Annotated in this window: 12 protein-coding genes; 3 read left to right on the forward strand and 9 right to left on the reverse strand. The window is 70.7% G+C overall.

Going from position 1 to position 12,634, the window contains the following annotated elements; genetic code table 11:
• Window positions 1-9: 9 nt before the first annotated feature.
• The 3 genes from IF11_RS0119135 to IF11_RS0119145 form a co-directional block, all read right to left on the reverse strand.
• Window positions 10-690, reverse strand: a complete 681-nt coding sequence (locus tag IF11_RS0119135; protein ID WP_030352854.1) for an AIM24 family protein — start codon at window positions 688-690, stop codon at window positions 10-12.
• A 13-nt stretch (window positions 691-703) separates the two neighbouring features.
• Window positions 704-2,293, reverse strand: coding sequence for a TerD family protein (locus tag IF11_RS0119140; RefSeq protein WP_030352855.1), 1,590 nt, complete (start codon window positions 2,291-2,293; stop codon window positions 704-706).
• 134 nt (window positions 2,294-2,427) lie between these two features.
• On the reverse strand, window positions 2,428-2,982 hold the full coding sequence (locus IF11_RS0119145) for a M48 metallopeptidase family protein (protein ID WP_030352856.1): 555 nt from the start codon (window positions 2,980-2,982) through the stop codon (window positions 2,428-2,430).
• A 261-nt stretch (window positions 2,983-3,243) separates the two neighbouring features.
• On the opposite strand from IF11_RS0119145, the gene IF11_RS0119150 reads away from it, so the two are divergent.
• Both IF11_RS0119150 and IF11_RS0119155 read left to right on the forward strand, forming a co-directional pair.
• Window positions 3,244-4,392, forward strand: a complete 1,149-nt coding sequence (locus IF11_RS0119150) for a TOMM precursor leader peptide-binding protein (protein ID WP_030352857.1) — start codon at window positions 3,244-3,246, stop codon at window positions 4,390-4,392.
• Window positions 4,393-4,434: 42 nt separating this feature from the next.
• Window positions 4,435-5,856, forward strand: a complete 1,422-nt coding sequence (locus IF11_RS0119155) for an ABC1 kinase family protein (protein WP_030352858.1) — start codon at window positions 4,435-4,437, stop codon at window positions 5,854-5,856.
• Between the two features lie 131 nt (window positions 5,857-5,987).
• Here IF11_RS0119155 and IF11_RS0119160 read toward each other — a convergent pair whose 3' ends face one another.
• The 4 genes from IF11_RS0119160 to IF11_RS0119175 form a co-directional block, all read right to left on the reverse strand.
• Window positions 5,988-6,311, reverse strand: a complete 324-nt coding sequence (locus IF11_RS0119160) for a hypothetical protein (RefSeq protein ID WP_030352859.1) — start codon at window positions 6,309-6,311, stop codon at window positions 5,988-5,990.
• Window positions 6,308-6,676 (reverse strand): WhiB family transcriptional regulator, encoded by a 369-nt coding sequence (locus IF11_RS0119165; RefSeq protein WP_030352860.1) that lies wholly within the window; start codon window positions 6,674-6,676, stop codon window positions 6,308-6,310. Before IF11_RS0119165 ends, IF11_RS0119160 begins: the two co-directional genes overlap by 4 nt.
• A gap of 172 nt (window positions 6,677-6,848) precedes the next feature.
• Window positions 6,849-7,193: a hypothetical protein gene (locus tag IF11_RS0119170; protein WP_030352861.1), complete on the reverse strand. Its 345-nt coding sequence runs from the start codon at window positions 7,191-7,193 to the stop codon at window positions 6,849-6,851.
• A 167-nt stretch (window positions 7,194-7,360) separates the two neighbouring features.
• A complete protein-coding gene (locus IF11_RS0119175; RefSeq protein WP_051746053.1) occupies window positions 7,361-9,628 on the reverse strand; it encodes an ATP-dependent DNA helicase UvrD2 in 2,268 nt (755 codons plus the stop codon).
• 166 nt (window positions 9,629-9,794) lie between these two features.
• On the opposite strand from IF11_RS0119175, the gene IF11_RS0119180 reads away from it, so the two are divergent.
• Window positions 9,795-10,037, forward strand: coding sequence for a mycoredoxin (locus IF11_RS0119180; protein ID WP_030352863.1), 243 nt, complete (start codon window positions 9,795-9,797; stop codon window positions 10,035-10,037).
• 154 nt (window positions 10,038-10,191) lie between these two features.
• Here IF11_RS0119180 and nudC read toward each other — a convergent pair whose 3' ends face one another.
• Together nudC and IF11_RS0119190 are read right to left on the reverse strand one after the other, a co-directional pair.
• Complete coding sequence (nudC, locus tag IF11_RS0119185; protein ID WP_030352864.1) at window positions 10,192-11,142, reverse strand: NAD(+) diphosphatase; 951 nt, start codon at window positions 11,140-11,142, stop codon at window positions 10,192-10,194.
• Between the two features lie 72 nt (window positions 11,143-11,214).
• Window positions 11,215-12,630 carry a dipeptidase gene (locus IF11_RS0119190; protein ID WP_030352865.1) on the reverse strand — a complete coding sequence of 472 codons (1,416 nt, stop codon included), beginning with the start codon at window positions 12,628-12,630 and terminating at the stop codon, window positions 11,215-11,217.
• Between the last annotated feature and the right edge of the window lie 4 nt (window positions 12,631-12,634).

Consider the following 12,634-nt stretch of genomic DNA (forward strand, 5'->3'; position numbering starts at 1 on the left):
TCTCCCCCCTCAGCCCTGGACCCGGAGGCGGTCGGTGCTGTCCTCGCTGGGCTGTACGACCACGATTCCCGAGCCGGAGAAGGCCATCTGGTAGGCCTCCCCGCTGCCGCGCCCGATCAGCGCGGACGCCTTGAAGCTGCGCTTGCCCTTCACCTTCAGGGCCGGCGACCAGGCGACGAGGGCGTCCGGGTCCACATAGGTCTCGTCCTCGCCCCGGCCGCAGTCGACGACGATCGGGGTGCCGCGCGAGGTCAGGGCGACCCAGCCGGTCCCGGAGATCTGTACGTTCCACAACCCCTGGCCGGCGAACTTGGCCAGCCCCTTCACGCGCTCGACGCCCCACTGGAGGTGCGCGTCGAAGGCGAGCAGGTTGGTGCCGTTGACCGAGAGCGCGTCGTTGTTGAGGTTGATGACGACGACATCCGCGCCGTAGTCGGCGAGATAGAGCAGACCGTCGCCCGCGCACTTCATCAGGGGCGTGCCCTCGCCGGTCACCCACTGGGAGGCGATCTGGCGGATGGCGGGCGGGTTGGGCTCGTACTGGATGAAGCCCTCGTAGGCGACCATCGAGCCGGTGCGTGCGAAGAGGTCCTGGCCCGAGGCCATCGCGACCTTGAGCATCGCGCGGCCGTGGTTCTCCATCCGGGCCGCGGCGGGGGTGGGGGCGTAGCCCGCGAGCTGCTGGTTCATTGTCCGGGCTCCCTCAGACCTCGTACGGCTGGACGACGATGAAGTTGCCGGGGGCTCCCCGGAACTGGAGGTTCACGGTCTCCCCGCTGTGGCCGGGGTACGCGTTGCGGCGCAGCCTGACCTGGCTGGAGATGATCACCTGGGACGCGGCCGACCAGGCGACGACGGCATTGCAGTCGGCGAAGGTCGTGGGCGTGACGGGCAGGACGACCGGGGTGCCATGGGTCTTCACGACCACGGTGCCCGTGCCCTGGAACAGCATGGTGAACAGCGCGCCACCGGGGATCCCGTGGCCCTCGATACGGCGCACCTCGTACTGGAGGCTCTCGTCGAAGGCGAGCACGTTCTCGGCGGAGACACAGATGCCGTCGCCCTGGAGCTCGACGGGGTGCAGATGCGCGCCCTCTTCGGCGAGGAAGACCTGCCCCTTGCCGGTGCAGCGCATCAGCTGCATCTCCTGGCCGGTGGCGTTGCCGACGATACGGCCGGCGAAACCGGCGCCCTTGTAGCCGAAGTCGACCTTGCCCTGGTACATCACCATGCTGCCCTGGCGGGCGAGGACCGGACTGCCGCCCTCGCCGAGGTCGACGCGCATCAGCTGGCCGTTCTGCGGGGTCCAGCGCTGGCCCGTGGGCAGTTCCTTGTACGGCTGAAGGGCCGCCTGGAGACCGGCGCCACCGGGCGGCACGCCCTGCGGGACACCTTGAGGGACGCCCTGGGGCGGACCCGGCGGCTGCTGACCGTACGGCGCCGGGGCGGGCTGCCCGTACGGCGCCGGGGCCGGCTGTCCGAACGGCGCGGCGGCGGGCCGGCCGTAGGGGGCGGGGGCAGGCTGTCCGAACGGGGCGGGCGCGGGCGCCGGCGGAGGGACCGTGCCGCCCGGCGGGGGCATCGGCGCCACGATGGTCGGCGCCGTATGCACGGGCTGCGGCGCCGGGGCGGGCACCGGAGCGGGGGGTCCGGCCGGACCCCCGAAGGAGGGAGGCGGGGTGCTCTGCGCGGGCGGGGCGAAAGCTGGTGGGGCGAAGGCGGGCGGCGCGCCACCGGCCACCGGCTCCGGCGCGGCCGGCTCCTCCTCGGCGACCTCACCGCCGAAGTTCCTCAGCAGCGCGTCGAGACCGCCGTCGAAGCCCTGGCCGACGGCGGCGAACCGCCAGACGTCCTTGAGATAGAAGTCACCGAGCATCACGGCACGCTCGGTGGTGAACTCCGAGCCAGTGAAGGCGTATCGGACGACTTCCTCGCCACCCGCGACGATACGGATGTATCCGGGGCCGACCTGGGACATCTGTCCGGCGCCGTCAAGGGTGGCGGTGAACGAGAGCCTGTGGATATTCGCCGGAATACGGTCCAGGGTGACCCGGAACGACTCGGTGTCGCCGGCCTGCGCGCCCAGCAACTGAAGGGATTCTTCCGGGGACTTCGGCTGATTGAAAAAGATGAAGTAACGGTCGTCAGAAAGCTGCTCGTTGGCGTCGAGGCCGAAACAGCTGATGTCGAAGCTCAGCCCGGGGCCGGTGATCTGCACACCTACGTACAGATCCGTCCCCGCGGTGAGATCACTGATCTTGGCCTTGTGGCCGCGCTGGAATTCCCTGGCCATGCGTAACGACCGTCCCCCATCCGGAAGGTGATTGCGTCGCGTCAGGCTAACGGCTGAGGCTGACAATCAGCCAAGTCGGTACACACTCGGGACAGGATCGCCGAAGGGGAGAGAAGTCTCGACGCCGGCGGCCGTCATTCGCCGCGTGCGACCGGCAGATACGGCAACCGCGCGGCCGCGACCACGCCTTCGAGATAGCCGCGGGCCCGCTCGGTGCGGGGATAGGCCTCCAGCAGACGCCAGAAACGCGGGCCGTGTCCCGGCACGAGCAGATGGGCCAACTCGTGGACGAGTACGTAGTCGACGACGTACTCCGGCATGCCCTGCAGCCGGTGCGACAGCCGGATGCTGCCCTCGGCGGGGGTGCAGGAGCCCCAGCGGGTGTTCTGGTTGGTGACCCATCTGACCGACGCGGGCCGGGCCCTGCCGCCGAAGTACTGGTCCGACAGCCGCTCGGCCCGCTCCGTCAGCTCGCTGTCGCCGAGGACGCGCTTGCTCTCCTGCGCGGCGAGTTTGTCGAGCATCACCGTCACCCAGCGCCGCTCCTCCGCCTCCGACATCCGGGCGGGGATGAGCACGATGGTCCGGTCGCCCTCACGGTAGGCCGAGACCGTTCTGCTGCGGCGGGTGCTCCTGCGGACCTCGACAGCGCTGGTCCCCGCGAGGCGAGGGGAAGGATCGGCGGACACGCCACGACGTTACCCGCTGGGTGTGGAGGAAGTCCCGCCTCCGCGAGGGTTCTCCCTTGATCCACTTCCTGTGCTGCGGGATTTGAACGACTAATGCCGGCAGCTGTGGATAACTTTCCGCACCGCCGACCGGCGTCTTGCATTCTGAGAACACGAATCCGGGGGCCCGGAACATTCCGGAGTGATCGTTCCGGGGTGATCGTTCCGGGGTGATCGCAGAGCACGAGAGAAGACCGAGAGCAGACAAACGGGGAGGCCGATATGCATCCGACGGTGAAGCCCGCGCTGCGCCGAGCGTGGCGGGAGCGGCAGACCGTGCAGTTCGGGATCACGCCCGCGCACGCGGTGCTGGTGGGTCCGGTCGATACGGCCACGGGCAGCTTCATGGAGCTGCTGGACGGGACGCGCGGGCTGCCGCTGCTGCGGGAGGAGGCCCGCTCGATGGGGCTGCCGGACGGCCTGGCCGACTCGCTGGTGAAGCGGCTGACCAGGGCGGGGCTGATCGACGATCAGGACGCGGGCGGCGGCGCGGCCGACGCGCTGCGCAAGCGGAGGGCAGTGCTCGACCGGTTGCGGCCCGATCTCGCGTCGCTCTCCGTCGTCCATCCGGAGCCGGGGGCGGGGGCGCGCCGGCTGGCGGCGCGGCGCAGGATGCGGGTCCAGATCCGGGGCGCAGGACGGGTGGGGGCGGCCGTCGCGGCGGTGCTCTCGGCCTCCGGGGTCGGGCGGGTCGATGTGCTGGACAGCGGGTGCGCCCAGGTGTGGGATGTGTCACCCGGCGGCCTGCCCCCGCGGTCCGTGGGTGAGCGCCGGGACACCGCGGCCCGGCAGTTGGTACGGAAGTCCGCGCCCGGACGCGCGCCGCGGGCGGCGGAGTTCGCGGAGTCGGCCGGCGAGGGCGAGCCGGGTCTCTCGCTGGTGATCGTCGCTCCGCGGGACGGACTCGCGGCCTACGCCCCCGATCCGGCGCCGGCCGAGCCCTGGATCTCCACCGGAACTCCCCATCTCTATACGGGAGTGATCGAGGCCACGGGTGTGGTCGGACCGCTGGTGCTGCCGGGCGGCACGGCCTGCGCGGGCTGTATCGCCGGGGAGCGCGCGGACCGCGATCCGGGGTGGCCGAGGATGCTGGCGCAGTGGCGCTCGGGTCGCGGCGCCGGCGCGGTACCGGCCTGTGATCTGGGGCTGGCCACGGCGGTGGCGGGACTGGCGGCGGCCCATGCCCTGTCGTTCCTGGACGGGGAGCTCCCGGCCAGTACGGGTGCGCGGTGGGAGGCATCACTGCCGCTGCTCGACTGGCGGTCGGAGCGGCTCGCACCGCATCCGGAATGCCCCTGTGGGGCGGCGGGCCAAAGAGAGGGGGAGCGCATGGCCGCGGCGGGGGCGTCGCACGACACAATGGCGGGGTAATCGCCGTACGCGGCATGGCTGTCTGGGATTAGGAGGGGCTCAATGTCTGATCTTCCCCGGAAGGCGGTCACCCGTACCGCGAAGCTGGCCACGCTGCCGCTGGGCTTCGCAGGCCGGGCCACATGGGGGCTCGGCAAGCGGATCGGCGGGAAGCCCGCGGAGATCGTCGCGCGGGAGTTGCAACAGCGCACGGCCGACCAGCTCTTCAAGGTGCTCGGGGAGCTGAAGGGCGGAGCGATGAAGTTCGGGCAGGCGCTGTCCGTCTTCGAGTCCGCGCTGCCGGAGGAGATCGCGGGGCCCTACCGGGCGGCGCTCACCAAGCTCCAGGAAGCGGCGCCGCCCATGCCGACCCGTACGGTGCACGCGGTGCTGGCGGAGCGGCTCGGCGAGGAATGGCGGGAGCTGTTCCTGGAGTTCGAGGACAAGCCGTCGGCCGCCGCGTCGATCGGCCAGGTGCACCGGGCGGTGTGGCACGACGGACGCGAGGTCGCGGTCAAGGTGCAGTATCCGGGGGCGGGCGAGGCACTACTGTCGGATCTGACCCAATTGAGCCGGTTTGCCCGGCTGCTGGGGCCGCTCATTCCGGGGTTGGACATCAAGCCGCTGATCAACGAGTTGCGCGACCGGGTGTCCGAGGAACTGGACTACGCCCTGGAGGCCGAGGCGCAGCGGGAGCACGCGGCGGAGTTCGCGGACGATCCGGATGTGGTGGTGCCCGATGTGGTGCACCAGGGCGATCAGGTGCTGGTCACGGAGTGGATCGACGGGACACCGCTGGCGGAGGTGATCTCCGACGGCACGCCCGAGGAGCGCGACCGGGCGGGGCAGTTGCTGGCGCGGTTCCTCTTCTCGGGCCCGGCGCGTACGGGCCTGCTGCACGCGGATCCGCATCCCGGGAACTTCCGGCTGCTGCCCGCCGCGGACGCCGAAGAGGACGGCTCGTCCGGTGAACTGCGGCTCGGAGTCCTGGACTTCGGCACGGTGGACCGGCTGCCCGGCGGGCTGCCCGACACGATCGGTGAGGCGCTGTGGATGGCGCTGGAGGGCGACGCCCAGGCGGTGTACGGCCTGCTGCGGGACGAGGGGTTCGTCAAGGAGTCCATCGATCTCGACCCGGACGCGGTGCTTGAGTATCTGCTGCCGATCATCGAGCCCGCGGTGGTGGAGGAGTTCGCCTTCACCCGAAGCTGGATGCGCGCGCAGGCAGCGCGGATCGCCGACCCGCGGTCTCCCGCCAACCAGTTGGGCAAGCAGCTGAATCTGCCCCCGTCGTATCTGCTGATCCACCGGGTGACGCTGAGCACCATCGGAGTGCTCTGTCAGCTGAGCGCGACGGTACGGCTCCGGGACGAGCTGGAGGCATGGCTGCCCGGGTTCCTGCCGGAGCCGGGCGACGAGGAAGAGATCCTGTCACCACCGGTCGGAGTCGAGTCTGCCCTCGATGGCTCTGATGTGGGCGCGTGAGCACGGAGCGCCGGTAGCCTCACCTGGCTCCGGGTGGGAAGGACAACGGGAAAGACAACGCACCGCGGGGGCCGGTCCGTCGGGACCGGTCCCCGCGCAGTGACAGCGACTGGCGCTGGCTGAGGTGTCGACTACTGCATGACGGCCATGGCGAGCGCGCGGCGGGCGCGCATCGATACGCGCTCGGCGCGGCGCTGCATCCGCCGAGCGGCGACCAGGCGCACGGCCCGGCGTTCCGCGTCGGCTTCCCGCATGCGCTCGTTCATATGCGCGCGTGCCAGGGCTTCTGGAATGAGTTGCATCTCGCGGGTCCTGTTCTGACGCGAGTCATTCGCGCCCATGGTGGTGACGACTGGGGTGGCGGAGCCGGACGGCTCGCTCGGGGAAGAGGTCATCGGAGCCTGCTTCTGGGGATCGTGCGTGAGGGGGCGGTCGATGGTTCCGGTGACGTTCATGCCGAGACCGGGTTCTTGCGCGGACGGCCACGGGGCCGCTTGCGGGCAACCACGACGCCCTGGACGAAGAGCTCCCCACCCCAGACACCCCACGGCTCGCGCCGCTCCTTGGCGCCGGCGAGGCAGGCCTCGATCAGCGGGCAGGTGCGGCAGAGCGCCTTGGCGTACTCGACATCGGCCGGGGACTCGGCGAAGAAGACCTCCGGGTCGTAGGCACGGCAGGGAACGGGTACGCCGAGGTTCTCGATGGCGTCGTCGAGCGCGGTCAGCGCGGTGAGCGGGGTCAAGGTGGAGTCCTCCGTGGAGCCGGGCGGGGTGATCGATTCGGAAGGCGGTACGGACGGGGCGTGCGCTTCGAGTTGCACGGGGTGTCGTTCCTCGTCTGGTCGGTCCGGCCTGTTGGCCGGGTGTCGGCTGGTACCGGGTGTTGCGTGTCCCGAGGCCCCTTCGCTCTGGCTGTCCCGTTCGGGACAAACAGAAGGGCCGCGGATCCCGGGTGGGGTTCCGCGGCCCTGAAGGCGCCGGCCTGATGGTGGATCAGGCTGGATCACTCCAGGGTTCGAGCCCACGGAAGGCCCACATCGTGTGGTGCTGCATCTGCTTCGTTGCTTCGGCACCGGTCGCCGCAAAGGCATAGGCCTTGGCCTCTGCCGCTGCTACTCCTGCTTCCAGTGCCTTGGTCGGTCGCTCATTACGCTCCAGGACATTGACGGCGCGCTTCCGGACAGGAAGGGCCGACAGACCTGCGGGACGCACGGCGGAGGCGCCGGACAGACCACTGGCGATGAGTTCGGACCGGGAGAAGCCGAGCGGGCAGACGGAGACGACCGAGGGATCGGTCATTTTGGCGGTGCTGATGAAGCTTGCGTTGATGCTGATCACTGGAATCGCCTCCTCTCGGCGTCTCAAGGACCGGCCCGAAGGCCCGTCACACGTATCTGGACAAGTAGAGCACGGTAACAGGGCTTCGGAGAAGCCGTTGTTTCCGTGGTTAAGAACCTATGGGGATTCCTGGGGCGGGCGCAAACTATTTTTGGGTCGAGTTTGCCTCAGCTGTCCCGATCGGCTTCCGCGCGCTCTTCACCTGCGCAGATGGCCAGCACATCGGCTCCGAACCGGTCCAGCTTGCGGCTGCCGACACCGGCGATCCCGGCCAGCTCGCCCGCGCTCCCGGGCACGGCCTCGGCGATCGCCATCAGTGTCTTGTCGGTGAACACGCAATAGGCGGGCTGACTCAGCTGCTGTGCCTGGTCGGCACGCCAGTCGCGCAGCCGCTCGTAGAGCGCCTCGTCCATGTCCGAGGGACAGTCCTCGCAGCGCATCAGCTTCATCTCGCCGGCGTCCGTAAGCGTCTTGCCGCACACCCGGCACAGCACCGGACCGCGCCGCTTGCGCCGGACCGCGCCCGCGCGGTCCACGGAACCGCCCGCGCCCGGCGCCGCGCCCCGGGCGCCCGGGGCCACGGAGCCCGGTCGCAGCCCGTTGAGAAAGCGGGTGGCCCGCCGGGAGGCCCGGCCGCCGGGAGAGCGGGAGAGCGCCCAGGAGAGGGAGAGATGCAACCGCGCCCGGGTGACACCGACATAGAGCAGCCGGCGCTCCTCCTCGATCTGCTCGTCGGTCTTGGCGTAGGTGATCGGCATCATGCCCTCGGTGAGACCGACGAGGAACACCGCGTCCCACTCCAGGCCCTTCGCGGCGTGCAGCGAGGCGAGCGTGACGCCCTGCACGGTCGGCGCGTGCTGCGCGGCGGCGCGCTCGTCCAGCTCGGCCACCAGATCGGCGAGCGTCGCCGAGGGCTTGGCCCGTACGAAGTCCTCGGCGAGCCGGACGAGGGCGGCCAGCGACTCCCAGCGGTCACGGACCGCGCCCGAGCCCGCCGGAGGTTCGGTGGTCCAGCCCTTCGTGGAGAGCACCGCCCGGACCTGCGACGGCAGCTCGACCACATCGTCGAGCAGGGAGTCGTTGCCCCCGAAGCGGGCCGCGCCACGCAGCGCGGCGCCCGCTTCCCGTACCTCCTGGCGTTCGAAGAACCGCTCGGCGCCGCGCAGCTGGTAGGGCACGCCCGCGTCGGCGAGGGCCTGTTCGTAGACCTCCGACTGCGCGTTGATCCGGTACAGCACCGCGATCTCGCCGGCCGGCACGCCCGCGGCGATCAGATCGCGGATCCGGCGGGCGGTGCCCTCGGCCTCGGCCGGCTCGTCCGCGTACTCCGCGCAGACCGGCTCGGGGCCCGGCTCGCGCTGCGAGATCAGTTCGAGCCGGTGCTCGGCGGCCCGGCCGCGCGCCTGGTTGAGCAGGCCGTTGGCGAGATGGACCACCTGCGGGGTGGAGCGGTAGTCACGGACCAGCTTCACGACGGTGGCGCTCGGATGCCGGGTGCGGAAGTTCAGCAGATGGTCCGGGGTGGCGCCGGTGAAGGAGTAGATGGTCTGGCTGGCGTCACCGACCACACAGAGGCTCTCCCGGTCCCCCAGCCACAGGTCGAGCAGCCGCTGCTGGAGCGGGCTGACGTCCTGGTACTCGTCCACCACGAAGTGCTGGTACTGACGGCGGATCTGGTCGGCGATGTCATGGCGGTCCTGGAGGATGCCGACCGTGAGCAGCAGGACATCCTCGAAGTCGATCACCGAGCGCTCGCGCTTCAGCTGCTCGTACATCCCGTAGATCTGGCCGATCTCGGCCGCGTCGCGCGGGGCTTCGCGGGAGGACTTGGCCACGGCGGCCGGATAGTCGGCCGGTACGGTCTGGGTGACCTTCGCCCACTCGATCTCGCCGGTGACATCGCGCAGTTCATTGCGGTCGAGCCGGATCCGGCAGCGGGCCGCGGACTCGGCGACCAGCTGCACCTTGCGGTCCAGCAGCCGGGGCAGCTCTCCGCCGACCGCCTTGGGCCAGAAGAACTGGAGCTGGCGCAGCGCCGCCGAGTGGAACGTACGCGCCTGCACACCGCCCGCGCCGAGCTGGCGCAGCCGCCCGCGCATCTCGCCCGCGGCGCGGTTGGTGAACGTGACGGCCAGCACGCTGGCGGGCTGGAGGATCCCCGCGCGCACGCCGTACGCGATCCGGTGCGTGATCGCACGCGTCTTGCCCGTGCCGGCGCCCGCCAGCACGCACACCGGACCGTGCAGGGCCGTCGCCACCTCGCGCTGCTCGGGGTCGAGCCCGTCGAGCACCGCGTCGGCGTCGCGCGGCGGGGTCACGATCTGGCCGCCGTCGGATTCCCGCGGGAACAGTGAGGAGTGCGTTGCTGCTGTCACCCCGCCATGCTGCCAGGTCTCCCGGGACAGGTGCGGCGGTTGTCCACAGGGGTGCCGCATCGGTCGTACTGGTGCGTTCGTAAGACCGCACCAGTGGATGGACGGCACCGGCCGGGGATGGCCGTACGGCATACGGGAATGGTGGCCGGGTCGCGCACGTTCGAGAGAATGCGGGCGACGCAATCAGCTGGATATCCGCGATATCGAGGCAGAGGAGCCGAGAGACATGCCGGGCACTGTGACGATGTACAGCACCACGTGGTGCGGATACTGCCGTCGGCTCAAGGGCCAGATGGACCGTGAGGGCATCACGTACACCGAGATCAACATCGAGCAGGACCCGGAGTCGGCCGCCTTCGTCGAGAAGGCGAACGGCGGGAACCAGACGGTGCCGACCGTGCTGTTCCCCGACGGCTCCACGCTGACGAACCCCTCGCTGGCCCAGGTCAAGCAGAAGGTCGGCGTCTGAGAACGCGGACACGCGCCCCAGGGGCCCACACGACGCGAGCCCCCGCTCGACTGCTGCCGGCGGGGGCTCTGTCGTACAGACCGGCGGATGCTCAGGACTCCGGCGGATGCTCAGGACTCCGGCGGTGCTCAGGGCTGAGGCGGGTGCCCGGTGCTCAGAGCTGGGGCAGCGGCTTCGGCAGGGGCTTGCCGTACCAGAGCTCCACCAGCCGCGCGGCGATCGAGATGCCGACCGGGGGAAGGATCTCGCCCGTCTCGATGGCGGTCCGCAGATCCTCCCGGGAGAACCAGCGCGCCTCCTCGATCTCCTCGCCGTCCACCGTGACGTCGGAGGACGTGGCGCGCGCCATGAAGCCCAGCATCAGGCTCGACGGGAACGGCCACGGCTGGCTGGCGATGTACTCGACCTCGCCGACGGTGACGCCCGCCTCCTCGTAGACCTCACGGGCCACTGACGTCTCGATCGACTCGCCCGGCTCCACAAAGCCCGCCAGCGTGGAGAAACGGCCCTCGGGCCAGTGGACCTGGCGGCCCAGCAGCGCGCGGTCCTCCTCGTCGGTCACGAGCATGATCACCGCGGGGTCGGTACGCGGATAGTGCTCGGCGCCGCAGGCCTGGCAGCGGCGGATATGGCCGGCCGCCGCGATCACGGTGCGCTCGCCGCAGCGGGAGCAGAAACGGTGCAGCCGCTGCCAGTTCTCCAGCGCCACCGCGTGCACCATCAGGCCCGCGTCGCGCGCGGAGAGCAGCATCCCGGCCTCGCGCAGCCCAGCGGGCCGCGCCGACTGGTCCATCCGTCCCGGGAGCGAGTCCTTCTGGAGCGCGAAATAGCGGACGCCGTCCTCGTCCGTACCGAGGAAGTAGCGATGGGTCTCGGTGAGGGGCGCCTCGAAGGACGGGGTCATGACCAGTTCGGTACGCCCGTCAGGGGTGTCGTCGATCAGCACCTGGCCGCCCGACACCACGAAGACGCGGGTCGTCGGATGGCTCCAGGCAGCCGCCAGCCAGGCCTCGTCGAGACGGTGGTGCGCCGCGCGGTCGATACCGCTGGGGGCGGTGAGGCCAATGGGTCGGTGTGCGGTGGCGTCACTGCTGAGGGTGCTCACAGGTACTTCCAACTCCCCCGGATGGATTGGGTTTCTGGTCAGCGGAGTGTGCGGCGGAGGCGAGCGGGGCGTTCAACGCGCGGGTCCTGTCCCGGGCCCGGGGGCAGCGCCCAGCTCGCTCCAGAGGTGGGCGGTGGTCTCCACGCCTTTGAGGAGCAAGTCGAGTTCGACCTTCTCGTTCGGCGCGTGCCAGCCGTCGGACGGTACGGAGATGCCCAGGAAGAGCACCGGGGCACCGAGCACGTCCTGGAGGTCGGCGGCCGGTCCCGAACCGCCCTCCCGGGTGAAGCGGATCTTCTGGCCGAAGGCGCGGCCCATGGCCCGTACAAGCGACTGGAGCGCGGGATGGTCCAGCGGGGTCAGACAGGGACGCGTGGCCGCGCCGAAGCTGATCTTGTGGCGGATGCCGGCCGGGATCCTGGCCTCGGCCCAGTCGCGTACGGACCGCTCGATACGGTCCGGGTCCTGGCCCGCGACCAGCCGGAACGAGAGCTTCAGCTGGGCGGAGGACGGAATGATCGTCTTGCCGCCGGGGCCCTGGTAGCCCCCGCCGATGCCGTTGACCTCGGCGGTCGGACGGGCCCAGACCCGCTCCAGCGTGGAGAAGCCCGCCTCGCCGAGGGTGCCGTGCGATTTCGCCGTACGCAGCCACTCCTCCTCGTCGAAGGGCAGCTCCGCGATCAGGGCGCGCTCGGCCTCGGTGAGTTCGGCCACACCGTCGTAGAAGCCGGGGACCGTGACGCGCTCGTGCTCGTCGTGCAGGGCCGCGACGAGGCGGGCGGCGACGGTGGCCGGGTTCGGCACGGCTCCGCCGAAGGAGCCGGAGTGGATGTCCTGGTCGGGGCCGTACAGCTCGATCTCGCAGTCGGCGAGCCCGCGCATACCGGTGCAGACGGTCGGGGTGTCCGCCGACCACATGCCCGTGTCCGAGACGATCACGACATCGGCGGCGAGACGGCCTGCCCGCTCCTCGGCCAGCGCGCGGAAGTGCGGGGAGCCCGATTCCTCCTCGCCCTCGACGAGCAGCTTGAGGTGGACGGCGGGTGCGGTGCGGCCCGTGGCGGCGAGATGCGCCCGGACGCCGAGTGTGTGGAAGAACACCTGCCCCTTGTCGTCGGCGGCGCCGCGCGCGTACATACGGCCGTCCCGTACGACCGGCTCGAAGGGGTCCGTGTGCCAGCCGTCCTCGCGGGCGGCGGGCTGGACGTCGTGGTGGCCGTAGACGAGCACGGTCGGGGCTTCCGGGTCCTCGGAGGGCCACTCCGCGAAGACGGCGGGGGCGCCCGGGGTGTCCCAGATCTCGGTGACCGGGAACCCGGTCTCCTTGAGCTTCGCGGCAAGCCAGTCGGCACTGCGCCGCACGTCAGCGTCGTGGTCGGGGTGGGCGGATACGGAGGGGATGCGCAGCCAGTCGGCGAGGTCGGCGAGGAAGGCGGCGCGGTGGGTCTGGATGTACGTACGGACGACGCTGTCCGGGGTGTCGCTCATGACG

Source organism: Streptomyces scopuliridis RB72 (assembly GCF_000718095.1).
Lineage (GTDB): Bacteria > Actinomycetota > Actinomycetes > Streptomycetales > Streptomycetaceae > Streptomyces > Streptomyces scopuliridis.

What these genes read in the sequence shown, in the direction of transcription:
- IF11_RS0119135 (WP_030352854.1), bottom strand. Translation starts at nt 690, where the DNA reads ATGAACCAGCAGCTCGCGGGCTACGCCCCCACCCCCGCCGCGGCCCGG.
- IF11_RS0119140 (WP_030352855.1), bottom strand. Translation starts at nt 2,293, where the DNA reads ATGGCCAGGGAATTCCAGCGCGGCCACAAGGCCAAGATCAGTGATCTC.
- IF11_RS0119150 (WP_030352857.1), top strand. Translation starts at nt 3,244, where the DNA reads ATGCATCCGACGGTGAAGCCCGCGCTGCGCCGAGCGTGGCGGGAGCGG.
- IF11_RS0119155 (WP_030352858.1), top strand. Translation starts at nt 4,435, where the DNA reads ATGTCTGATCTTCCCCGGAAGGCGGTCACCCGTACCGCGAAGCTGGCC.
- IF11_RS0119160 (WP_030352859.1), bottom strand. Translation starts at nt 6,311, where the DNA reads ATGAACGTCACCGGAACCATCGACCGCCCCCTCACGCACGATCCCCAG.
- IF11_RS0119175 (WP_051746053.1), bottom strand. Translation starts at nt 9,628, where the DNA reads ATGCGGCACCCCTGTGGACAACCGCCGCACCTGTCCCGGGAGACCTGG.
- IF11_RS0119180 (WP_030352863.1), top strand. Translation starts at nt 9,795, where the DNA reads ATGCCGGGCACTGTGACGATGTACAGCACCACGTGGTGCGGATACTGC.
- IF11_RS0119190 (WP_030352865.1), bottom strand. Translation starts at nt 12,630, where the DNA reads ATGAGCGACACCCCGGACAGCGTCGTCCGTACGTACATCCAGACCCAC.